Genomic DNA, 21,782 nt, shown 5'->3' on the forward strand with positions numbered 1-21,782 from the left:
GACCCGAAGGATGGAAATGCGCAGCGCCACAGTAATGACCAGGAAGTCTTTGATAGTTGGATCCGGGCTGGGGCTGCTGGCACTTGTCACCGGCTGCAGCAGGTCTGCCGCCGGGGCCGCGGCACCATCGCCGTCCGCCTCCGCAGCTCCACACGCCTGGTCCTACGACGGCGCCGAGGGCCCTGAACACTGGGGCACCCTGAGTTCCGACTTCGGCTCCTGCTCGTCCGGCACCGCCCAGTCCCCCATCGAGGTCGGCGGCAGTTCGGGCCTTTCCCCCGCGCCGCTCGCCCTGGCCTATTCCGCCTCGGAAGGCGAGATGACGGACAACGGCCACACCACCGAGCTGCACGCCCTCTCGGCCCAGGGCATCACGGTTGGCGGCAAGCAGTACGCCTTCAAGCAGATGCATTTCCACGCCCCGTCCGAGCACACGCTGGGCGGTGTGCGGCACGAAGCGGAGTTCCACTTCGTCCACCAGGCCGACGACGGCGGGCTGGCCGTCGTCGGGATCCTCGCCACGGTGGGGGCTACCAATGCGGCGTGGGCGCCGTTCACGGACGGCGTGCCCGCCGCAGCCGGCGGGCAGAAGGTGGTGGCCGGCGTCGTGGACTTCCCGGCGCTGTTCCCGGCTTCGCTGGATCATTTCGCGTATGACGGCAGCCTGACCACTCCGCCCTGTTCGGAAGGCGTGCGCTGGCTGCTCCTCGAGACCCCCATTGAGCTGGGAGCCGGACAGCTCGCCACACTTCGCGCGGCGCACGCGGGCAACAGCCGGCCGCTCCAGCCGCTCAACGGGAGGGACGTCGTCGCGGCGGACCAGTAGAACCTCAGACCGTGGCGGGGTCCGTGTTGGCGCCGCAGAGGATCACGGCCACTCGTTCGCTGTCGTCCGGGACGTAGGCGCCGGAGAGCAGGGCGGCGAAAGCGGTGGCCGCGCCGTGCTCCACGATGATGCGGTACTCCTCCCACAGCAGGGAGCGGGCGGCCACGATGTCCTCGTCGGAGACCAACACGGCGCGGACACCGGTACGGACGGCCACGTCGAAGCCGATCCGGCCGATCTGCCGGGCCCCCAGCGAGTCGGCGGCGATCCCGGAGACGGCCACGTCCACGGGGGTCCCGGCCGCGAGCGCGGCGTGCAGGGTGGGCGTTGAGTGGGACTCGACGCCCACCACTTTGGCCCGGCCTTCCACGGCGGCCGCGACGCCCGCCATGAGCCCGCCGCCACCCACGGCCACCACCACGGTGTCCACGTCGCCCAGCTGCTCCAGCAGCTCGGTTCCGATGGTGCCGGCGCCGGCGGCGATCTCGGGCTGGTCGTAGGCGTGGCAGTAGACCGCGCCCGTCTCGGCGGCGTAAGCCATCGCGGCGTCGTAGGCCTCGGAGTATTCGGCGCCGCGCTGGACCACGTTGGCGCCGATGTCCCAGAGTTTCTTGACCTTCACGGCAGGGGCGGTCTCGGGCACGAACACCGTGGCCGGGACCCCCACTTCCGTGGCCGCGTAGGCGTTGGCGAGCCCGGCGTTGCCGCCGGAGGCCACCACAATGCCGACGTCGTCCTTGAGTTCGCCGCGCTCCCGGCAGGCCAGGACCCGGTTGAACGCACCCCGCGCCTTGAAGGTGCCGGTGTGCTGCATGAACTCGCATTTGAGCCACACCTCGCCGGGGAATTGGCCTCGGTCAGCCGCCAGCACGGGCGTGACGCGGATCCTCCCCGCAATCCGGGCAGCGGCTTCGTCGACGTCGGTGCGTGTGATCATGGGGAAATCCTCGTTCCGGGGTGGGGCTGGGTACAACGTTCAGGCTATCGCCCGCGTGGTGTCGCCGTCGTTCCGTCCCAGTGTCTCGGCGCAAAAGCGTCCCAAAGAGGGAAATGGGCCGCTTGCGCGCGCCGGGTTCGCGGCATGCCGGATTACCGGCCCTGCTGCCGGTCGTGTTCCCGGGGCCGCTTGAATTTGTTAACCGATGAAGATGACGAGGTCTTCGCAGAAGTCGCGTCCTGCCGTGTCCGCTTGCCCGTGACTGGCCGTCTCGCCGAGGTCCCTAATGAACTCGTCGTCGGAGGGGTCAGCAGGTGTGCCGCCGTGATCCATGAGGATCGCGAACCTGAAGGTACCCGTGTCCATGAAGAGACGCGTACCGTCCGGGCCGTAGACCTTTTGGACGCCGGAGACAGCGATCTCGACGGTCAGGGTGCCATCGCCGTTGTCGGTGATTTTGTGGTCCCGTGCCTGGCCTGACTCCGTGATCGTGTAGGTCTGCTCGTTCAAGGTGTTTGTCCACACATCGGTTGAGCGGATCGGACCCCCTCCGTATGCGAGGCCGTCGCCGTGATGAACGAAGAGGAACATCCCCTCGGCATGCCTGTCGTGTCGCACGGGGAAGTCTACGATCCCGGCGCAAAATCCGGGGAATTCTTCCTGGGCAATGGCGCTGCTGGACTCTGTAAAGTGGTCGTGCTCGAGCGGCCGCCCGGCCAACGCAGGGGCAGCCGATGCGACCGAGATTCCGATCGCGGAGATCACCGCTCCCACGGTGGCGAGTACCTTGTGCTTCATTTCATCCTCCTCGATTAGTGGCCCGCAGCAGCGAGCCAGAGATCATCTGTTCGTTGCTTGGGTGGCGATCGACGGAGAGGAGGCAACCACGGCCAGGGAATTCAGAAGCATCACGCACAAGACAATGAGTTTGAGATTCGGCTGTGATGCCGCTCCACCACTTTTCACAAGGGGCACCTCCACACCAAGAATGTGTCCGGAGCCCAGATCAGCGGAGATTTCTGATGCGGAAAACGCTACTCTCAGGGCGCCGTTGGCACCAGAGTTCAACACAAGAGACACATTCCGAACGAAATATCCCTGCGGGCGCCGGTGTTTCCCCGGATATGACAACCATCGGAATCATCGGCGCAGGACACATTGGCAGCCAGGTTGCCCGCAAAGCGGTGGAACTCGGCTACGACGTGGTGATCAGCAATTCCCGCGGCCCCGAAACGCTGGCCGCACTCGTGGCGGAACTGGGACCCCGCGCCGGGGCCGCGACGCCGGCCGAAGCGGCAGCGGCGGGCGATTTCGCCGTCGTGACCATTCCTTTCAGGAGCCTCGGCAGCATCCCCGTGGAGCCGCTCGCGGGGAAGATCGTGATCGATACCGGCAACTACTACTGGAAGCGCGACGGCCGTGTTCCGGCCCTCGACGCCGGCGAAACCACGTCCTCCGCACTGGTCCAGAAACACCTGCCGACGTCCAAGGTGGCGAAGGGCTTCAACCACATCCGGTACAGCGAGATCACCACGGACGGCACGCCTCCCGGCACCCCTAACCGCCGTGCCCTGGCCACCGCGAGCGACTTCGCCGAGGCCAGCGGGCTCGTGACGAAGCTGTATGACGAGTTCGGCTTCGACACGGTGGACCTCGGCCCGCTCTCAGAGAGCTGGCGCGCGGAGCCGGGCCGTCCGGCGAATGTGGTGCGGCAGAACGCTGCTGAACTCAGCGAGACCCTGGCCAAGGCGCCGCGGACCGTCTGACGCTTGGCGGGCGGTGCCGGCCTGGCAGTGCGGCTCTGGTCACCCGCCCGACGACGGCTGGTTGTCTGGTGTGCGGCCGGCGGGCTTCTCGCGGTGCAGGCCACGGTGACGGTTCAGGCGTTTTCAGCGCTCGACGCCGGCTTGGCGGGCGGAGCGCTGTCAGGCGTCTATTTCGCCGGGCTGCTCGCAGGGGTCATCGCAGCCATCGCTGCGAGCATGGTGGCGCTCCTGCTCGGTCGGCGAAATCCAGGGGCCTGACGGCCACGGGTATCGGACCCGACGGCGGGGCCGGCCCGACCGTCCTCCTGGCACTGGCCATCGGTCTGGCGGGCGCAGCCGTCCAGGATTTCGTCCGCCGGCGTCGGCGTCGCTGAAGGCCAGGACTCAGCCGCGGGACCGATACCGGAACTACCTAAATCCCCCGCATTCCCGCAGATCTTTTGGGCTGCCCACCGGTCCGTGGGGGCCATTCCTTTCTACAATTTAAGTGGCGGCATAGGCGGCAATCAGCCGAACCAGCCGCACCACAAGGAGGACCGCAATGGGTTTGGGTGACAGGATCCACAACGCCGCGGAGAGGCTTCACGGCAAGGGAAAGAAAGCCGCCGGTGAGGTCAGCGGAAACGACCGCATGAGGGCGGAAGGCAAGGCCCGCGCAGTCCGGGCCGACCTCAAGCAAGCCGGCGAAAAGATCAGGCACGCCTTCAAGCGGCACTGAATACGATCAATCGAACGGGCGGCCCCGCCAGGAGCCGCCCGTTTTTCTGTGCGCGGTCGGGAAGAGTTTGCTGTCCCCACCCCCTCCCAACCCACACACCCCCTTGACTCGCGCCTCCACCTTCCCTAAACTTTTCATAAAGCAGAATCTAAATTCCACAAAGCGGAAACTCGAGAAGAGCCAAGCAAGCGGAAGATAGATCAAAGCCCTCCCCGGAAGGACCTACGATGACGTACACAGTGAACTGCTCCATCCTCTTGACGGAGCTTCCCCTGCTCGAGCGCCCCGCAGCCGCAAAGGCTGCCGGGTTTGACGCCGTCGAGTTCTGGTGGCCCTTCGACACCTCCGTCCCCACGGACGCCCAGGTCACCGGGTTTGAGAACGCCATCAAGGATGCCGGCGTCCAGCTCACCGGCCTGAACTTCAACGCCGGCAACATGCCCGGCGGCGACCGCGGCCTGGTCTCATGGCCCGCGCGTTCCACCGAATTCCTGGACAACATCGACGTCGTCGCCGGCATCGGCGAGCACCTCGGCTGCAAGGCCTTCAACGCCCTCTACGGCAACCGCGTCGACGGCGAATCGGCCGAGAAGCAGGACGCCGTCGGCGCCGAAAACCTCGCCGCGGCAGCTGCCGGCGTCGCAGGCATCGGCGGCACCGTCCTCCTCGAACCCGTCAGCGGCGCCGCCAAGTACCCGCTCCTCACGGCAGCGGACGCCCTCAAGGTGATCGCCCGCGTCAAGGCGGAATCCGGCGCGGAGAACATCAAGCTCCTCGCGGACTTCTACCACCTGGCAGTCAATGGGGACGACGTCGCAGCCGTCATCGAAAACCATGCCAAGGACTTCGGCCACATCCAGATTGCCGACAACCCCGGCCGCGGGGCTCCCGGAACCGGCGAGCTTCCCCTCGGCGAATGGATCGCCCGCAGCCGCGAACTCGGCTACGACGGCTACATCGGCCTCGAATACAAGGAACCGGCGGAAACCGCCTTCAGCTGGGCCATCCGCCAGCGCGCCAGCCGCTAGTCCCCACAAACTTTCAGTAAAGGAACCACAATGAGCAACGTTGCAGTCATCGGACTCGGAATCATGGGCCTCCCCATGGCCATCAACCTCGTCAAGGCCGGCCACACCGTCACCGGCTTTAACCGCAGCCAAGACAAGATCGACAAGCTCGTCTCCGAAGGCGGCCAGGGTGCCACGAGCATCGCGGACGCCGTCAAGGACGCCGACGTCGTCATGACCATGGTGCCGGACTCCCCCGACGTCGAGGGCGTAGTCAGCGGCAAGGACGGCGTCTTCGCCAATGCGAAGAAGGGCACCTTGTGGATCGACGCCAGCAGCATCCGCCCGGACGTCGCCAAGCGCCTCGCCGACGATGCCAAAGAAGCCGGCATCCGCCCCCTCGACGCCCCGGTCTCCGGCGGCGAACAGGGCGCCATCAACGCCACACTCTCCATCATGGTGGGCGGCGAGGCAGCCGACTTCGAGGCAGCACAGGATGTCCTGAACGCCGTTGGCAAGACCATCGTCCATGTCGGCCCGTCAGGCTCCGGCCAGACCGTCAAGGCAGCCAACCAGCTGATCGTGGCCGTCAACATCCAGGTCCTCGGCGAAGCGATCGCCTTCCTTGAGGCCTACGGCGTGGACACCGACGCCGCCCTCAAGGTCCTCGGCGGCGGCCTGGCCGGCTCCAAGGTCCTCGACCAGAAGGGCCAGAAGATGCTCGACCGCAACTTCGACCCCGGTTTCCGCCTGGCCCTCCACCACAAGGACCTCGGCATCGTCACCTCAGCAGCCCGCGAAGCCAACGTCGCCGTCCCCTCGGCGCCGTCGTCGCACAGCTCGTCGCCGCCACCGTCAACCAGGGCGACGGCGGCCTCGACCACTCCGGCCTCTTCAAGCAGGTCCTGCAGCTCAGCGGCCGCAAGTAGGCACCTCCGGCAGTAGCCGGACAAGAAGCAAACCGGTGATCCGCCGTCGTACATCACGACGGCGGCTCCCCCACCACACCCAAATTCCGCCCCCAGCGGGCACCCCACAGACTTTTCAAGGAGTACACAATGACTAAGATGCGCACCGTTGACGCTGCCGTCGCGATCCTGGTTAAGGAAGGCGCCATTGAGGCGTTCGGCTTGCCAGGGGCGGCAATCAACCCGTTCTATTCGGCAATGCGGAAGAACGGCGGCGTCCGCCACACGCTGGCCCGCCACGTAGAAGGCGCCAGCCATATGGCGGACGGCTATTCCCGGGCCAAGGATGGCAACATCGGCATCTGCATCGGCACCTCGGGCCCTGCCGGCACGGACATGATCACCGGCCTGTACGCGGCCTGGGCGGATTCCATCCCCATGCTCTGCATCACCGGCCAGGCCCCCGTGGCCAAGCTGCACAAGGAAGACTTCCAGGCCGTGGACATCCAGACCATTGCCGCCCCGGTCACCAAGATGGCCATGACCATCATGGAGCCCGGCCAGGTTCCGGGCGCGTTCCAGAAGGCCTTCCAGCTGATGCGTTCCGGCCGTCCGGGCCCGGTCCTGCTGGACCTGCCGTTCGACGTGCAGATGGCCGAGATCGAATTCGACATCGACGCCTACGAGCCCATCGTTGTCCAGAAGCCCACGGCCAGCCGCAAGCAGCTGGAAAAGGCCCTGGACATGCTGACCGCAGCCGAGCGCCCGCTGATCGTGGCCGGTGGCGGCATCATCAACGCCGGCGCCTCCGCGCAGCTGGTGGAACTGGCCGAACTGCTGAACGTTCCGGTCATCCCCACCCTGATGGGCTGGGGCACCATCCCGGACGACCACGTGCTGATGGCCGGCATGGTGGGGCTGCAGACCAGCCACCGCTACGGCAACGAGACCATGCTGGCCTCCGACTTCGTGATCGGCATCGGCAACCGCTGGGCCAACCGCCACACCGGCGGTCTGGACACCTACACGGCCGGCCGCAAGTTCGTGCACATCGACATCGAGCCCACCCAGATCGGCCGCGTGTTCTCACCGGACCTGGGCATCGCGTCCGACGCCGGTGCGGCGCTGGACGGGCTGATTGAGCTGGCACGCGAGCGCCAGGCAGCGAAGTCCCTGCCGGACTACGCCGGCTGGGTTGCCGAGTGCACCGCACGCAAGGGCTCCCTGCAGCGCAAGACGCACTTCGAGAACGTACCGATCAAGCCGCAGCGCGTGTACGAGGAAATGAACAAGGCGTTCGGCAAGGACACCACGTACGTGTCCACCATCGGCCTGTCGCAGATCGCCGGCGCGCAGCTGCTGCACGTGTTCGGCCCGCGCCAGTGGATCAACGCCGGCCAGGCGGGCCCTCTGGGCTGGACCGCCCCGGCCGCCCTGGGCGTGGTCCGCGGCAAGCCGGACGAGACCGTGGTTGCCCTGTCCGGTGACTACGACTTCCAGTTCATGATCGAGGAGCTGGCCGTGGGCGCGCAGTTCAACCTGCCGTACATCCACGTGGTGGTGAACAACTCCTACCTGGGCCTGATCCGCCAGTCGCAGCGCGGCTTCGAGATGGAACAGAACGTGTCCCTGGCGTTCGAGAACATCAACAGCCCCGAGACCAACGGCTACGGCGTGGACCACGTCAAGGTGGCCGAGGGCCTGGGCTGCAAGGCCATCCGCGTGGAAGACCCGTCGGATCTGCCGGCCGCTTTCGACAAGGCCAAGGCACTGATGGGCGAGTTCCAGGTTCCCGTGGTGGTTGAAGTGATCCTGGAGAAGATCACCAACATCTCCATGGGCGTGGAAATCAACGCCGTGAACGAGTTCGAGGAGCTGGCGGCCCGCGGCGCGGACGCCCCCACTTCGATCATCGCCCTGCTGGACTAGTAGAAAACTGAGAGGAGGTACCGGAATGCGTGTGGTCATCGCCCCGGACAAGTTCAAAGGTTCGCTGTCCGCCCCCGACGTCGCCAGCCGCCTGAGCGCGGGACTGCAGTCAGCTGTGGCGGACCTCGAGACCACACTCATTCCGGTGGCCGACGGCGGCGAGGGAACCCTCGACGCCGCCGTCGGCTCCGGCTTCACCCGCCGGACCGCCACTGTCACCGGCCCCACGGGCCAGCCGGTCCGCGCCGACTTCGCGGTCCGCGGCCGGGAGGCCGTGATTGAAATGGCCGCGGCATCCGGGCTCGCGCTGCTGCCCTCTGTCATCCACGGCGGCGGCCCGGACTCCGGAACGGCCACCACCGCCACCAGCATGGGCACCGGAGAACTCATCCGTGCCGCCCTGGACCTGGGATGCCGGCAGATCATCCTGGGCGTTGGCGGCAGCGCCAACACCGACGGCGGCGCCGGCGTCCTGCAGGGCCTCGGCGCGGTCTTCCTCGACAAAGAGGGCAACGAGCTCCCCGGCGGCGGGGCCGCCCTGGCCCGCCTGGACCGGATCGATTTCTCCGGCCTGGACGTCCGGCTGGAGGACGCCCGCTTCACCCTGGCGTCCGACGTCGACAATCCCCTGCTGGGGTCCAGCGGCGCCGCCGCGATCTTCGGACCGCAGAAAGGCGCGACCCCGAGTGACGTCATCGCCCTCGACGCCGCCCTGGCGAACTTCGTCTCGGTCCTCGCCGGCGAGATCGGCACCCGCGCCGAGAGGGCCGCCGTCGCACCCGGTGCGGGAGCGGCCGGCGGCGTCGGCTACATTGCCATCGCGGCGCTGGCCGCGGCACGCAGGCCGGGCATCGACGTCGTCCTCGAATTCACTGGACTGGAGCAGCGGCTGGCCGGCGCGGACCTGGTGATCACCGGCGAAGGCAGCCTGGACGAGCAGAGCCTGCTCGGCAAAACGCCCATGGGGGTGGCACGCGCCGCGGCACGTGCCGGAATCCCTGTGATTGCCGTCTGCGGCCGCAGTACGCTGAGCCCGGAACAACTCACCGAAGCCGGATTCAAAGCCGTTCACGCCCTGACCGATCTTGAGACCAATGTAGAAAAATGTATGGCCGAAGCAGGCCCGCTGCTTGAAGAATTGGGTAGGCACATCGGCGTGCACCTGCCTGCGAATGCAGCGCGTACCGACACCAAGGAGAACGTCCATGTCTGAAGAAATCACCCCGGCGGCCGGCTCGTTTGACACCGTCATCCGCGGCCAGCGCATCCTCACCACCGCCGGCATCACCGCCCGCGAAGTCGGCATCCGCGGCGGCGTGATCGTCGCCATCGAACCGTTCGGCAACGGCCTCACCGGCACGCAGGTCATTGACCTGGCCGACGACGAAACCCTCATCCCCGGCCTCGTGGACACGCACGTCCACGTCAACGAGCCCGGCCGCACCGAGTGGGAGGGCTTCGCCTCCGCCACCCGTGCCGCCGCCGCCGGCGGTGTCACCACCATCATCGACATGCCGCTGAACTCCATCCCGCCCACCACCACGGTGGAAGGCCTCAAGCTCAAGCGCGAGGTTGCCGAGGACCAGGCGTTTGTGGACGTCGGATTCTGGGGCGGCGCCGTACCGGGCAACAAGAAGGACCTCCGCGGCCTGCATGACGAGGGCGTGTTCGGCTTCAAGTGCTTCCTGCTGCACTCCGGCGTGGACGAGTTCCCGCACCTCGAAGCGGACGAGATGGAGGAGGACATGGCCGAACTCAAGTCCTTCGACTCGCTCATGATCGTCCATGCCGAGGACTCCCACGCGATCGACCGCGCCCCGCACCCCGGCGGCGACCACTACGAAACGTTCCTGGCCTCCCGCCCCCGCGGCGCCGAGAACAAGGCCATCGCCGAGGTCATCGAGCGGGCCCGCTGGACCGGCGCCCGCGCCCACATCCTGCACCTCTCGTCCTCCGATGCGCTGCCCATGATCGCGAGCGCAAAGCGCGACGGCGTCCACCTCACCGTGGAGACGTGCCCGCACTACCTCACCCTGATGGCCGAGGAAATCCCCGACGGCGCCACGGCGTACAAGTGCTGCCCGCCGATCCGTGAGGCCTCCAACCGCGAGCTGCTCTGGAAGGGCCTGCAGGACGGCACCATCGACTGCATCGTCTCGGACCACTCCCCCTCCACCCTGGACCTGAAGGACCTGGAAAACGGCGACTTCGCCGTGGCCTGGGGCGGCGTCTCCTCGCTGCAGCTGGGCCTGTCCCTGATCTGGACCGAGGCCCGGCACCGCGGCATCAGCCTGGAACAGGTGGTGTCCTGGATGGCTGAGAAGCCCGCCGCGCTGGCTCGCCTGCACAACAAGGGCCAGCTGGCCCTCGGCTACGACGCGGACTTCTCCATCTTCGCGCCGGATGACGCGTTCGTGGTCGACGTCACCAAGCTCAAGCACAAGAACCCCATCACGCCCTACGACGGCAAGGCGCTCTCCGGCGTCGTCCGCAAAACGTTCCTTCGCGGCAACGAGATCGACGGCCGCACGCCCAGCGGCAAGCTGATCCGCCGCGGCGGCGTCTGAGGCGCAGCGCGATGGCCGTCAACGTCCATGCCCCGTACCCGGGGCGCGCCGGCTCCCGTGTTGGCGTTAGTCCGGGCGCCCGTCCCGGCCTCCAGCCAGGGCTTCAGCCGCGCGGCCTGGCGGTGTGGCTCCAGCCCTGTGAAGGCCAGGACATCGACCCGGCGGTCTGGGCCCAGGCAGCCCAAGCGGTCCTGGCGCGTGCCCGCCAGCTCGCTCCGGAAGCCGGATTCCACCTGTGGACCGCGGCAGGAACCGGGACGTCCGGCGTCGAAGGTTCAGCCGGTCCCGACGTTCCCGACGGCGGCGCGAATGTTTCAGAAACGGCGTCCGACGCCGGAAACGGCACCGCCGCCGTCGTCGCCCCGCCAGTCTCCCTGGCCGGGCGGCGGAGCATCGTGGCAGTGGATCTGGCCGCGGACACCGTCCTTCTGGATGGTGTCCCGGTCAGCTTCACCCACATGGAATTCAGCCTCCTGAGGTACCTTGTGGAAAACCAGTCGCGGACGATTCAACGTGAAGAACTGCAACGCGTCCTGGAATCCCTGGACTGCCCCGGCGCGGCATTCCGCTCCATCGACGTGTATGTTGGACGCGTCCGGCGCAAGCTGGGCTCGGCCCGCCACGCCATCGCCACGGTGCGCGGCGGCGGCTACCAGTTTGTGCCCGGACCGGGCAGCACTGTCCGCGGACCCGCGGAATACTGCATCTAGGCATCCCGTTGCACCGGTAGCTGATCGCCGGCCACGGCGGTTGCCCCACAACTCGTTTGCCCCACGAATCAAGGATCGAAACATGACCCAGAAACTCCTCGCCGGAACCCAGGCCCCCGATTTTGCACTGCTCAACGCCGACGGCCAGAAGGTCTCCCTCTCCGATTACCGCGGACGCAACGTCATTGTGTACTTCTACCCGGAGGCCGCCACCCCCGGCTGCACCACCGAGGCCTGCGACTTCCGCGACAATCTCGCCAGTCTGCAGTCCTCCGGCTACGAGGTCCTGGGCATCTCCCCGGACGCGCCGGAGAAGCTGGCAGCCTTCACCGGCGACTTCGCCCTGACGTTCCCGCTGCTCTCCGACGAGGACCACGCCGTGGCGCTGGCCTACGGCGCCTGGGGCGAAAAGCTCGTGAACGGCGAAGTGGTTGACGGACTGGTCCGTTCCACCGTGGTGCTTGACGCCGAAGGCAAGGTCACGCTCACCCAGTACCAGATCAAGGCCCAGGGCCACGTCGCAGCGCTTAAGGCTGAGCTCGGCGTCTAAGGAAACCTGCGCGAACGGACACTGCGGCCCTGGCCGAGCGGACGCACGACGGCGGGACCTCCCGCCGTCGTAGCTGCTTCTGCCGTCGTAGCTGCTTCTTGCGGGTTATTTGTTGCGTCCGCGCGCGGCCACGTGCCAGCGGTCCACGATTTCGCCTCGGCTGACCACGGTGACGTCGTCGACGAGGTTCATGGCGATGCAGACGTGATTGGGGACCACACGCAGCCGGTCTCCGAGAGCCGGCAGCGTTGCCTCTTCCGGCCATACAACGGTGGCGTGGTGTTCTGACAGCGCGGTGATGCGGGCGTCCGGGTGGTCAAGGAGCCGCCCGAAGCCGGTGGCCCAGCCGGGCCGGTCCCCGCCGAGGATCTTGCTGCCGGAGTCCAGGATGGCCCTCCGCGGGATGAGGTCGGTGCCTTCATGCCGGCTGACGACTGTTGCCGCGATGGTCAGTGCGATGTCTTCGGCTGCGCAGCGTTCCAGTTCCAGCTGCTGGGCATCTCCGAAGACGTACACGCCGGGCCGGACTTCTGTCGCTCCGGAGTTGCCCGTGAGGGTGGCGGTGGGCGTGGACCCGCCGCTGACGTGGGTGATGGGGAAACCTGCTGCGGTGAGCAGGTCGGCGGCTTTGCCGAGGGCCAACCGTTCCTCGTCCGCAGCCTTCAGCGGCATGCCCGGGGCATAGCTGTGCCCTGGAAACGTGAAAATTCCCGTTACCCGCAGCCCTGCCCGCGCCGCGGCCTGGGCGACGTCGACAGCGGCGTCGGGTGCTATCCCGCTGCGGTGATGGCCGCTGTCGATCTCCAGCACCACCTCAATCTCACCGACGGCACCGCCGAGCGACGCGGCCATGGTTTCGGCTGCTTCCCGCGAGTCCAGACCAACTGCGATCCTGGCTTTTGCTGCAAGGCGCCGGAGGCGTTCAGCCTGTCGGGGACCGACCCAGAGTGGATACGCGATGAAGAGGTCTTTGGCCCCGTGCTCTGCAAAGACTTCGGCCTCTCCGAGGGTGGCCACAGTCAGTCCGACGGCTCCGGCTGCCAGCTGCAGTTCAGCGATTTCGGGCACTTTGTGCGTCTTGACATGCGGCCGGAGGTGCAGGCCCTTGGCCCGGACAGCCGTTGCCATGCGGTCGATATTTCGCTGGAGCACGTCCCGGTCGATGATGATCTCAGGTGTGTCGATTTCCGCTGGGATGGTCATCCTTACACCTTATGTTGAACCCCTCGCATACTCTATGTATACAACACTGACCGTCGGTGGGACTGAAGGAGATGCAATGCGCAAACCGGAGCTGGAGTTCCACGAACCGATCGTTGGCTGGCAGAAGACAAACGGCGACGCCGAACACGGAATCTGGGAGCAGATCCTCGCTGCGGACCCCCTTAGCGGAGATTCGACCCTGCTCCAACGGTATGAGCCCGGTGCCGACACCCTAGCCAGCGGCGTGATCGTCCACGACTACTGGGAAGAGGTCATGCTTCTCTCGGGCGAACTCACCGATGTGACCCTCGGGAAGACCTTTACCGCCGGCATGTACGCGTGCCGTCCGCCCGGCATGCGTCACGGCCCTTACGTCAGCGGCGCCGGCTGCAGCATGCTCGTTGTTGTTCGGCCCTCCCCGTAACCCGGCGCGAACGGACACTTGGAGCCCCAAACAAGCGGACGCACGACGGCGGGACCTCCCGCCGTCGTCCGCTCTCGTTAATGCCCTAACTGCGTCCGCACGGGAACAGACAGCGGGCCGAGTTCGGCCGAGTGGGGCGGGTTTGCCCCCGGCCGGGAGCAGGTGATCGCCGCGGCTGCGTTGGCGTAGGCGGCGAGCGCATGCAGTTCATCGTGGGACAGGCTTTGGAGCCGTTGCCGGCCGCCGGTTCCGAGCGCCGCGAGCTGGTCCAGGCCGGAGATGAGTGCGGCCATGAAGGAGTCGCCGGCGCCCACGGTGTCTGCCAGGGTAACGGGTTCGGCAGCCATTTCCACGCGACCTTGGCGGGCCAGAATGACCGGGCCGGATGCGCCGCGGGTCAGGGCTACGAGTGCGGGACCGAGTTCAAGCCAGGCGGCCAGGCTTTCCTCCGGCGTTCGGTGCGGATAAAGCCAGGCGAGGTCTTCATCGCTGGCTTTGACGATGTCGCTGGCGGCGACGAAGCGTTCCGCCTGCGTGCGGGCCGCGGCAACATCGGGGCCTATCGCCGGCCGGCAATTGGGGTCGAAACTGATCGTCGCCCGCTCACGGGCGGCCTCCAACAGTCCATACGTGGCTTGGTCACCCGGCCCCAGCACGGCCGCGATCGATCCCGTGTGGACGTGTTTGGAGTCCTGCACCGCTTCAAGTGCAGGAAGGGCCGCCCCGTTGATGTCCCAACTGATGTCGAACGCGTAGGTGGCGCCGCCGTCGGGACCCAGCGTGGCGATCGCCGTCGACGTCCGTGCGCTGCCGCCCCTAATCGCGGTGACGCCGCTCGCGCTCAGGTGCTCCTCGACCATGTGCCCAGGCGGATCATCGGCGTAGTGCGTCACAAGGTTGGTCGCCAGACCCAGCCGCGCCACGCCCACAGCCACGTTGAGGGGACTGCCTCCCGGATGGGCCTGGATTCCGCCAGGCCTGCGGGGGTCGCTGATGATGTCCACGAGCGCTTCGCCGATGACGGTGATCATGGTCAACGGCCCGGGTAGACGACGGCTTTGAGCTGGCCGGCCTGCTTGCCGGCTTTCAGGGCTTCCTCGGACTCGGCAAGCGTGAACTTTCCGGTCACGAGGATGTCCAGGTCCACCTTTCCGTCGGCGATCAGCTGGATGGCCAGCGGCCAGGTGTTGGTGTAGCGGAACACGCCGGAGAGCCAGATTTCCCGGTTCTGGATGAACGAGACGGGAAGCTCGACGTCGTCCGCCCCCAAACCGACAAGGATGACCCTGCCGGCCGGTCCGACGGCTTTGATTCCTGAACGGACCGCCTGCGGTGCGCCGGAAGCGTCAATGAACGCGTCGACGTCGAGCCCTTCCACACTGTCCGTCCTGGCGTTCAGCGCGTGCGTTGCGCCGTGTTCGAGCGCGAACGCGAGCCGGTCCTCGGCGATGTCAGTGATGTAGATTTCCGTGGCGCCGAACGCGCGTGCGGCCTGGGCGGCGATAATTCCGATCGGGCCGGCGCCGGCGATCAGGACCCGGCTGCCCGGCTTGATCTCTGCACGCTCACAGGCCCAGAGGCCCACGGAGAGCGGCTCGATGAGGGCCGCCGCCTCGTCGCTGACACCGTCCGGGATGTCGTAGGCGAAGTCGGACTGGATGGTGACGTACTCGGCGAAGGCGCCGTCGATCGGCGGGGTGGCGTAGAACTCGATGTCCGGGCACAGGTTGTAGCGTCCGGCCTTGCACTGCTTGCAGGTGCGGCAGGGGCGCTGGGGTTCGACGGCGACGCGGTTGCCGATGCGGGCCGGGTCAACGGCGCTTCCGACGGCGGCGATCCGGCCGGAGAGTTCGTGGCCCAGGATCAACGGGTGGTCCACCACGTAGTCGCCGATCCGGCCGTGCTCGTAGTAGTGGACGTCGCTGCCGCAGACGCCGACGGCGGCCACCTGCACCAGGACCTGGTCTGCGTCGAGCTGCGGAAGGGGCAGGGTTTCCATCACCATGTCACCCTGACGCTTCAGGACGGAGGCGCGCATCGTTGCCGGCAGGTCAGCGGGGGCCAGGGTGGTGGACTGGGCGGTGGGTGTTGTCATCGGAGTGGTCCTTTCGGGAATTCGGAAGTGGAGGGCCGGGTGCCTGAACCCGTTATTTCACGGCGCCGAGGGACAGGCCCTGGACGAGCTTGTCCTGGGCGGCGAACCCGGCGAACAGCACCGGGAGGGAGATCACGACGGCGGCCGCGCAGACCTTCGCCAGGAAGAGGCCCTGGCCTGAAACGAAGCCGGTCAGGAAGACGGGCGCCGTTCCCGCCACCACGCCGGTGAGGACCCGGGCCAGGAGCAGTTCGTTCCAGCTGAAGATGAAGCAGATCAGGGCGGTCGCGGCGATGCCGGGCATCGCGACGGGTGCCACCACCTTGCGAAGCGTGAGGAGCAGCCCGGCGCCGTCGATCTGGGCGGCTTCGAGCATTTCGACCGGAACTTCAGCGAGGAATGACCGCATCATCCAGACCGCGATCGGGAGGTTCATGGACGTGTACATCAGGATCAGGAACCAGATGTTATCCAGGGCCCCGACCGTCCTGGCGAAGAGGTAGAGGGGCAGGATCGCAGCCACCACCGGCATCATTTTCGTGGAGAGGAAGAAGAACATCACGTCTGTCCACTTCTTCACCGGCCGGATGGACAGGGCATAGGCCGCAGGTATGGCCAGGACCAGCACGAGGACTGTGGACAGGATGGAGGCTGTGGCGGAGTTGATCAGCGCCGGCCAAGGGCTGACGCCGGATGTTTCGCCGAAGAACTCCCGGTACGCGTCCAGGGTGAGGTTCGCAGCTATGGACGGCGGGTTCGTGGCGGCGTCCGTTTCTGAGTGGAAGGACGTGAGGATCATCCACATCACAGGGGCGGCGAAGAGCAGTGCGAGCAGCCAGGCCGCCAGGCCCGCGGCGGTGTTGTTGCGGGTGGGGTCCATGCGCGACTTGCCTCGCCGGAGTGGTCCGGTGGCGCGTGCGGCGAGTGATGTGAAACGGGCCTGGCCCGACTCACGGGGTGCGGCAGGAGTGAGTGTGCTCATCGTGCTGCCTCCTTCTTGAAGAGCGAAAAGACGGTGCGGAGGGCAAAAGTGGCCACGATGATGGTGCCAATGACCACTACGACGCCGGCGGCGGAAGCCAGGCCGTATTCGTTGGCGAAGTAGAACGTCTGGTAGATGGCGTACGGCAGGTTGGCGGTGCCCAGCCCGCCTGCGGTAAGGGTGAAGACTGCGTCGAAGTTCTGCACGATGTAGATCGCGCCGAGCAGACCGCCCAGCTCCAGATATTGGCGCAGGTGCGGCAGGGTGAGGTGGCGGAAGATCGCCCACGGTGTGGCGCCGTCCATCTGGGCCGCCTCCACAGTGTCCATGGGACGTGACTGCAGGCCCGCGAGCAGGATGAGCATCATAAAGGGCGTCCACTGCCAGACCAGGGACACGATGACGGCCATCATCGGGGCCTGGGACAGCAGGTCCAGCTGGGGCGCTGTGGTGCTGCCGAAGAGGGACCAGAGCCAGGTCAGGATGCCGTTGATCAGCCCGTAGGTGGGGTTGAGCAAGGCGTGCTTCCAGATGAGGGCCGCGGCGACGGGCACCACCAGGAACGGTGCGATCAGCAGCGTCCGTGCCAGTCCGCGGCCGATGAACTTCTTGTCCAGCAGCAGGGCCAGGCCCAGCCCGACGACCAGGCTGGCCAGGACCACCGAGACGGTGAGGAGGATGGTGGTGAAGATGGCCTGGCGCAGGTCCGGATCGGTGAGGACCGTGACGTAGTTTTCCACGCCGGCGAAGGCCGTCTTGTCAGGGCTCAGGCTGTTCCAGTTCAGGAACGAGATGATCAGCGTCACCACGAACGGAAGCTGGGTGACAAGAATGAGGAAGATCAGGGCCGGAAGCAGCGGTGCACGCCGGGCCCAGGCCAGGGCGCGTTCCCGCGACCGGGTGTCTCTTTGAGGTTTGGCTGCGTGGTGTCCCGGGCGGGAGATGCGCGCCGTTGCGGTAGTCATGAGGTTCTCCTGCTGTTCGGTCATTGCTACTTGTACTTATTGCCGACTTTTTGGGCGGCTTCCTGGCCCTTGGCCAGTGCGTCGGCCACAGTGCCCTGGCCCGCGATGGCGGAGCTGACGCCCTGGGAGACGTTGGTGCCCAAGGCGGCGAACTCCGGGATACCGAAGAACTGAATGCCGACGGCGGGACGTTCCTGCGTGCCAGGGTTCTTCGGGTCGGCGTTCTCAATGGCGAAGCGTTCGGCCTCGAAGAACGGCGCCGCCTTTTGGAATTCTTTGTTCTCGTAGGTGGAGATGCGCTTGCCGGAGGGAACCTTTGCCCAGCCGAGCTTGGACGCCACGAGTGCTTCGTAGTCCTTCGAGCTGGCCCAGGCGATGAACTTCCCCGCCGCGTCCTGCTTCTTTGAGGCCGCCTGCACAGCCCATGACCAGGTCCAGAGCCAGCCGGAGGATTTGGTTTCCTTGACCGGGGCCTGGGCGTAGCCGATCTTCCCCTTCACCGGTGACGTATCGGCTTCCAGGGCGCCTGCGGCCGACGTGGCGTCGTACCACATGGCCACTTTGCTCTGGCTCATGTTGTTCAGGCACTCGGTGAAGCCCGCCTGCGCGGCTCCTGCCTCACCGTGTTCGCGGACCAGCTTGGTGTAGAACTCCACCGCTGCCGTGAACTCCGGACTGTTGACCTGTGCATTCCAATCCTTGTCGAACCACGTGCCGCCGTACGTGTTCACCACGGTGGTCAGCGGTGCGAAGACCTGGCCCCAGCCCGGCTGGCCGCGCAGGCAGATCCCCTTCATCCCCGGAGCAGCACCGTCGGCCTGCGCCGCTATTGCCGCGACTTCATCCCAGGTGGGCTTCTCCGGCATGGTCAGGCCCTTGGCCTCCAGGATGTCTTTCCGGTACATCAGGAAGGAGGACTCGCCGTAGAACGGTTCGCCGTAAAGCTTGCCGTCCTCTCCGGTAAGCGAGGCCGTGTACGCCGGCAGGATGTCGTCCTGGTCAAAGCCGGCATCGTTGGCTACGTTGTCCAGCGGTGCGAGCCAGCCATTGGCGGAGTAGAACGGGATCTCGTAGTTCGACAGCGAGGCTACATCGTACTGGCCGGCCTGGCTGGAGAACTCCTGGCTGATCTTGGCGCGGACGTCGTTCTCCGGCAGGATCGTGTAGTTGACCTTGATGCCGGTTTCCTTGGTGAAATTATCGGCGGTGAGCCGCTGCAGGTCCTCCATCTGGGGGTTGTTCACCATCAGGACGTTGATGCTGTTGGGGTCTCCGGCGGAATTGCCTCCGCCGGCGCCGGCACAGGCCGAGGCGCTAAGGGCCACGCACAGGGCGCCGGCGGCAATCGCGGCAGCGCGCATTTTTGGGCGCATTGAGGACTCCTTTGTTCTTCAGGGGGTACACAACCAGCTCGCGTCGACTGCGGTATCGACGTACTCGGCCTGGGGGGTCCGGTCATCGGGATTTCGATGTGCCGGGCTGGTATTCCTCAACTTTAGGCGTGTGGGGTAGGGCACAACTAGCGCCCTGGATGCCAGTTTCTGATACTAATTTTCCCTACCGGCTTTCCGTGCGCAGGCGCTACTGTGGGAAGGCGCCAACGGCGCTGTCCATATTTCATGAACCCGGATCCCTGGAGAACCACTATGAGCGCTGCAGATCCCAGCGACGGGGCATCGGCCAGGCTCGCCGAAAGACTACTGGGTATGCGTGCCAGCCGCGAGGTCGTACCGCCGGATCCGAACCATTCTGTCCGGTGGCATGAGCATGACTATCCCACCGCGGCGGCCCGCTGGAACTACCATCCCGAGTACGAGATCCACCTGATCAGGAAGGGCACTGGCAAGTTCATCGTCGGGGACCATATCGGCACATTCGAGGCAGGGCACGTGTCCCTGGTGGGATCAGGACTGCCCCACGACTGGGTCAGCGACCTCGAGCCCGGCGAGGTCATTGAAGGCAGGGACGCCCTGATCCAGTTCGATGGAAAGTGGGTGGAGCAGACCGCGGCGTTGGTTCCGGAGCTGGCCGAGATCGAGCCCCTGCTGGAACAGTCCGCCCGCGGGATCGAGTTCCTCGGACGCACGGCACGGGATGCGGCCGCCTCCATCGAAGCGATGGGCACGTCCACCGGGTTAGGACGGCTGCACCACCTGGTGGAACTGTTCGCCATTCTTGCGCAGTCACCACTGCAGGACCGGCGCTACCTTGCGGACGAATGGTTCAGGCCACAGCTGGACGGACAGGCCGCGGCCGTGGTGGACATCGTCCTGGAGTATGTGTTCGGCAATCACGCCGGCAGCGTCAAGATGTCCGAGGCGGCGGCCCTGGTGGGAATGTCCGAACCAACCTTCTCGAAATACTTCAAGCGCGCCACCGGCCAAAACTTCAGCGATCTGGTCCGCAAACTCCGGTTGGCCCATGCACGGCGGCTGCTGGAGCGCAGCGACAAACCCATCTCGGACATTTGCTACGAAGTCGGGTTTTCGAACCTGTCCAACTTCAACCGGCATTTCCTCAACGACGCCGGCGAGACACCCCGGAGCTACCGCCAACGGGTGCAGGGCTGAGCACTTCCGACGCGTCCAAAGCCATCGGCGAGCTAGAGTGAAAGCCAAATTTCGAGGAGGCCGCATGGAGAAGGAACCAACGTCGCCGCAGGCCAAAGATCCCGGGCCCTTCTACCACGGCACCAAAGCCGAACTGAAGCCCGGGGACTTGCTGAAACCCGGCTATGCCTCGAATTTCGGGGAGCGAAAGACGGCGAACTACATCTACCTGACCGCGACGTTGGATGCGGCCACCTGGGGAGCGGAACTCGGGGTGGGCGAGGGACCAGGCCGGATCTACCGGGTGGAACCCACAGGCCCCTTCGAGGATGATCCTCATCTGACGGACAAGAGGTTCCCGGGCAACCCGACGAGGTCATACCGTACCCAGGAGCCCCTGCGGGTAGTTGACGAGATCCTGGATTGGCAGCCCCATTCCCCCGAGGTGCTTCAGAACATGCGGGACCACCTTGAAGAACTCAAACGGCTGGGCATCGAGGCAATCAACTGAACTCCAGCCCTGCGCAGGCGCAGAGAGCTCCGGCCGGGCAGACCCGCCGGATCGGCGAGGGACTGGCAGTGCGGGGCGAGGAGGTCCAGGATGCCGGACCGGACATCAAATCCTGGCTACAGCGCACCGGGCTGCTCAAAATCTAGCCCACCGCAGACGCCTCCGCCCAGCTTGTTCCATCGCGGTAGCCAAGGAAATCTTTAGCTCCTGAATCCGCGCACCGCCGAGGAGCGGACGACGGCGGGACCTCCCGCCGTCGTCCGCTCTCTGTTTCAGAGGGGTGCTTTAGCGGCGATGAACTGCCGGATCCACTGAATGGTTTCCGGGCGGTCCAGGTGGAGGCCGTGGCCGGCGCCCGGGACCTTGACCAGCGTGGAGCGGCGGATGTGCCGGTGCAGCTGGAGGGCGTTTGGCATGGGCGTCAGAGCGTCATCGGTGCCGTGGAGGATGAGGGTGGGAGATTCGATGGAGCCGAGCTGGCTCCATGCGTCGTGGTCCCGGCTGGCGCGGAAGTGGCGTGCTTTGGCCCAGGCCGTGGCCCGCGAATTGAAGAAGGTGTGTGTTGCCTCCGGGCGGTCCGCAGCCCATTCCGGTGCGAAGAAGAGGGGCTCGAGGCGCACCATGTCGCCGCTGACCAGAGCTTCCATGGCGTCCTTGGTGGGCTCGGCTCCGGGCAGCTTGCCCCCGCTGGTCGCGGCAAGGATCAGCGTGCAAACACTCTGCGGATGGTCGATCGCGAGCCATTGGGCCACCCGCCCGCCCATGGAGTGGCCGTACACGTGTGCCGACTCGACGTTCGCCGCTTTGAGGACTGCAACAGCGTCGGCGGCAAGGAGCCTCGTGGTGTAGCGGCCGGCGTCGCCATTGCTGCTCCCGCCGATCCCCCGGTGGTCGAAGCGGATAACGCGGAAATGCTCAGCGAGGGCCTTGGCTGTTGGTCCCCAGCCGTCCATGGCCGTTGCCTGGCCGGCGACCAGAAGGAGGGGCTCGCCCTGCCCTTCTTCGACCCACGCCAGTTCGGCGCCGTCGGGAGCCAGGGCAATCTTCACCGTGACACTCTATCTTTACGCACGGCCAGGGCGCTGTGGTGCAGGGCACGGCGGGCATAGACGGGCCAACCCGGAACGCCGTCCGG

22 protein-coding genes and 1 pseudogene are annotated in these 21,782 nt (G+C 66.3%); 14 read left to right on the plus strand and 9 right to left on the minus strand.

Annotation, left to right across the window (positions count from 1 at the left end; all coding sequences use genetic code 11):
* The first annotated feature begins 16 nt into the window (after positions 1-16).
* Positions 17-826, plus strand: a complete 810-nt coding sequence (locus tag NIBR502772_RS21255; RefSeq protein ID WP_168223595.1) for a carbonic anhydrase — start codon at positions 17-19, stop codon at positions 824-826.
* Positions 827-830: 4 nt separating this feature from the next.
* Here the strand turns inward: NIBR502772_RS21255 and NIBR502772_RS21260 are convergent, their stop codons facing one another.
* Both NIBR502772_RS21260 and NIBR502772_RS21265 read right to left on the minus strand, forming a co-directional pair.
* Positions 831-1,763, minus strand: coding sequence for a threonine/serine dehydratase (locus NIBR502772_RS21260; RefSeq protein WP_141141694.1), 933 nt, complete (start codon positions 1,761-1,763; stop codon positions 831-833).
* A 198-nt stretch (positions 1,764-1,961) separates the two neighbouring features.
* Complete coding sequence (locus NIBR502772_RS21265; RefSeq protein ID WP_141141695.1) at positions 1,962-2,561, minus strand: hypothetical protein; 600 nt, start codon at positions 2,559-2,561, stop codon at positions 1,962-1,964.
* A gap of 326 nt (positions 2,562-2,887) precedes the next feature.
* Here NIBR502772_RS21265 and NIBR502772_RS21270 point away from each other — a divergent pair, with 326 nt between their 5' ends.
* The 10 genes and pseudogenes from NIBR502772_RS21270 (at position 2,888) to bcp (ending at position 11,918) form a co-directional block, all read left to right on the plus strand.
* Complete coding sequence (locus tag NIBR502772_RS21270) at positions 2,888-3,529, plus strand: NADPH-dependent F420 reductase (protein WP_246848623.1); 642 nt, start codon at positions 2,888-2,890, stop codon at positions 3,527-3,529.
* Between the two features lie 3 nt (positions 3,530-3,532).
* Complete coding sequence (locus NIBR502772_RS21275) at positions 3,533-3,787, plus strand: hypothetical protein (RefSeq protein WP_141141697.1); 255 nt, start codon at positions 3,533-3,535, stop codon at positions 3,785-3,787.
* 283 nt (positions 3,788-4,070) lie between these two features.
* On the plus strand, positions 4,071-4,247 hold the full coding sequence (locus NIBR502772_RS21280) for a CsbD family protein (RefSeq protein ID WP_056340807.1): 177 nt from the start codon (positions 4,071-4,073) through the stop codon (positions 4,245-4,247).
* 227 nt (positions 4,248-4,474) lie between these two features.
* Positions 4,475-5,275 carry a hydroxypyruvate isomerase family protein gene (locus NIBR502772_RS21285; protein ID WP_141141698.1) on the plus strand — a complete coding sequence of 267 codons (801 nt, stop codon included), beginning with the start codon at positions 4,475-4,477 and terminating at the stop codon, positions 5,273-5,275.
* A gap of 30 nt (positions 5,276-5,305) precedes the next feature.
* Positions 5,306-6,183, plus strand: a pseudogene (locus tag NIBR502772_RS21290) (2-hydroxy-3-oxopropionate reductase).
* A 129-nt stretch (positions 6,184-6,312) separates the two neighbouring features.
* Positions 6,313-8,091, plus strand: coding sequence for a glyoxylate carboligase (gcl, locus tag NIBR502772_RS21295; protein ID WP_141141699.1), 1,779 nt, complete (start codon positions 6,313-6,315; stop codon positions 8,089-8,091).
* 25 nt (positions 8,092-8,116) lie between these two features.
* Entirely contained in the window at positions 8,117-9,304 is a 1,188-nt protein-coding gene (locus NIBR502772_RS21300; RefSeq protein ID WP_141141700.1) for a glycerate kinase, read from the plus strand.
* Positions 9,297-10,658: an allantoinase AllB gene (allB, locus tag NIBR502772_RS21305; RefSeq protein WP_141141701.1), complete on the plus strand. Its 1,362-nt coding sequence runs from the start codon at positions 9,297-9,299 to the stop codon at positions 10,656-10,658. The genes NIBR502772_RS21300 and allB overlap by 8 nt, the downstream gene beginning before the upstream one ends.
* A gap of 11 nt (positions 10,659-10,669) precedes the next feature.
* Entirely contained in the window at positions 10,670-11,368 is a 699-nt protein-coding gene (locus NIBR502772_RS21310; RefSeq protein ID WP_141141702.1) for a winged helix-turn-helix domain-containing protein, read from the plus strand.
* A gap of 82 nt (positions 11,369-11,450) precedes the next feature.
* Positions 11,451-11,918, plus strand: a complete 468-nt coding sequence (gene bcp / locus NIBR502772_RS21315) for a thioredoxin-dependent thiol peroxidase (protein ID WP_141141703.1) — start codon at positions 11,451-11,453, stop codon at positions 11,916-11,918.
* 105 nt (positions 11,919-12,023) lie between these two features.
* Here the strand turns inward: bcp and NIBR502772_RS21320 are convergent, their stop codons facing one another.
* Positions 12,024-13,121 carry a D-TA family PLP-dependent enzyme gene (locus NIBR502772_RS21320; protein ID WP_141141704.1) on the minus strand — a complete coding sequence of 366 codons (1,098 nt, stop codon included), beginning with the start codon at positions 13,119-13,121 and terminating at the stop codon, positions 12,024-12,026.
* A gap of 76 nt (positions 13,122-13,197) precedes the next feature.
* Between NIBR502772_RS21320 and NIBR502772_RS21325 the strand changes: the two genes are divergently transcribed.
* Positions 13,198-13,545, plus strand: coding sequence for a cupin domain-containing protein (locus NIBR502772_RS21325; RefSeq protein ID WP_141141705.1), 348 nt, complete (start codon positions 13,198-13,200; stop codon positions 13,543-13,545).
* 77 nt (positions 13,546-13,622) lie between these two features.
* Here the strand turns inward: NIBR502772_RS21325 and NIBR502772_RS21330 are convergent, their stop codons facing one another.
* Genes NIBR502772_RS21330 through NIBR502772_RS21350 form a run of 5 tightly spaced genes read right to left on the minus strand, consistent with a single transcriptional unit; the run spans position 13,623 to position 18,960 of the window.
* On the minus strand, positions 13,623-14,576 hold the full coding sequence (locus NIBR502772_RS21330) for a carbohydrate kinase (RefSeq protein ID WP_141141706.1): 954 nt from the start codon (positions 14,574-14,576) through the stop codon (positions 13,623-13,625).
* A 2-nt stretch (positions 14,577-14,578) separates the two neighbouring features.
* The gene (locus tag NIBR502772_RS21335) at positions 14,579-15,640 is read right to left on the minus strand and encodes an NAD(P)-dependent alcohol dehydrogenase (RefSeq protein ID WP_141141707.1); all 1,062 of its coding nucleotides are present in this window, start codon (positions 15,638-15,640) and stop codon (positions 14,579-14,581) included.
* A gap of 52 nt (positions 15,641-15,692) precedes the next feature.
* Positions 15,693-16,622, minus strand: a complete 930-nt coding sequence (locus tag NIBR502772_RS21340; RefSeq protein WP_141141708.1) for a carbohydrate ABC transporter permease — start codon at positions 16,620-16,622, stop codon at positions 15,693-15,695.
* Positions 16,619-17,587 carry a carbohydrate ABC transporter permease gene (locus tag NIBR502772_RS21345; RefSeq protein ID WP_141141709.1) on the minus strand — a complete coding sequence of 323 codons (969 nt, stop codon included), beginning with the start codon at positions 17,585-17,587 and terminating at the stop codon, positions 16,619-16,621. The genes NIBR502772_RS21340 and NIBR502772_RS21345 overlap by 4 nt, the downstream gene beginning before the upstream one ends.
* Positions 17,588-17,613: 26 nt before the next feature.
* Positions 17,614-18,960 carry a sugar ABC transporter substrate-binding protein gene (locus NIBR502772_RS21350; RefSeq protein WP_141141710.1) on the minus strand — a complete coding sequence of 449 codons (1,347 nt, stop codon included), beginning with the start codon at positions 18,958-18,960 and terminating at the stop codon, positions 17,614-17,616.
* A gap of 273 nt (positions 18,961-19,233) precedes the next feature.
* Here NIBR502772_RS21350 and NIBR502772_RS21355 point away from each other — a divergent pair, with 273 nt between their 5' ends.
* Together NIBR502772_RS21355 and arr are read left to right on the plus strand one after the other, a co-directional pair.
* Positions 19,234-20,157, plus strand: a complete 924-nt coding sequence (locus NIBR502772_RS21355) for an AraC family transcriptional regulator (RefSeq protein WP_141141711.1) — start codon at positions 19,234-19,236, stop codon at positions 20,155-20,157.
* Positions 20,158-20,221: 64 nt separating this feature from the next.
* Positions 20,222-20,647 carry an NAD(+)--rifampin ADP-ribosyltransferase gene (gene arr, locus NIBR502772_RS21360; protein WP_141141712.1) on the plus strand — a complete coding sequence of 142 codons (426 nt, stop codon included), beginning with the start codon at positions 20,222-20,224 and terminating at the stop codon, positions 20,645-20,647.
* Positions 20,648-20,919: 272 nt separating this feature from the next.
* Here arr and NIBR502772_RS21365 read toward each other — a convergent pair whose 3' ends face one another.
* The gene (locus NIBR502772_RS21365; protein ID WP_141141713.1) at positions 20,920-21,696 is read right to left on the minus strand and encodes an alpha/beta fold hydrolase; all 777 of its coding nucleotides are present in this window, start codon (positions 21,694-21,696) and stop codon (positions 20,920-20,922) included.
* Between the last annotated feature and the right edge of the window lie 86 nt (positions 21,697-21,782).

The sequence above is a fragment of the Pseudarthrobacter sp. NIBRBAC000502772 genome, from assembly GCF_006517235.1.
Classification (GTDB): domain Bacteria; phylum Actinomycetota; class Actinomycetes; order Actinomycetales; family Micrococcaceae; genus Arthrobacter.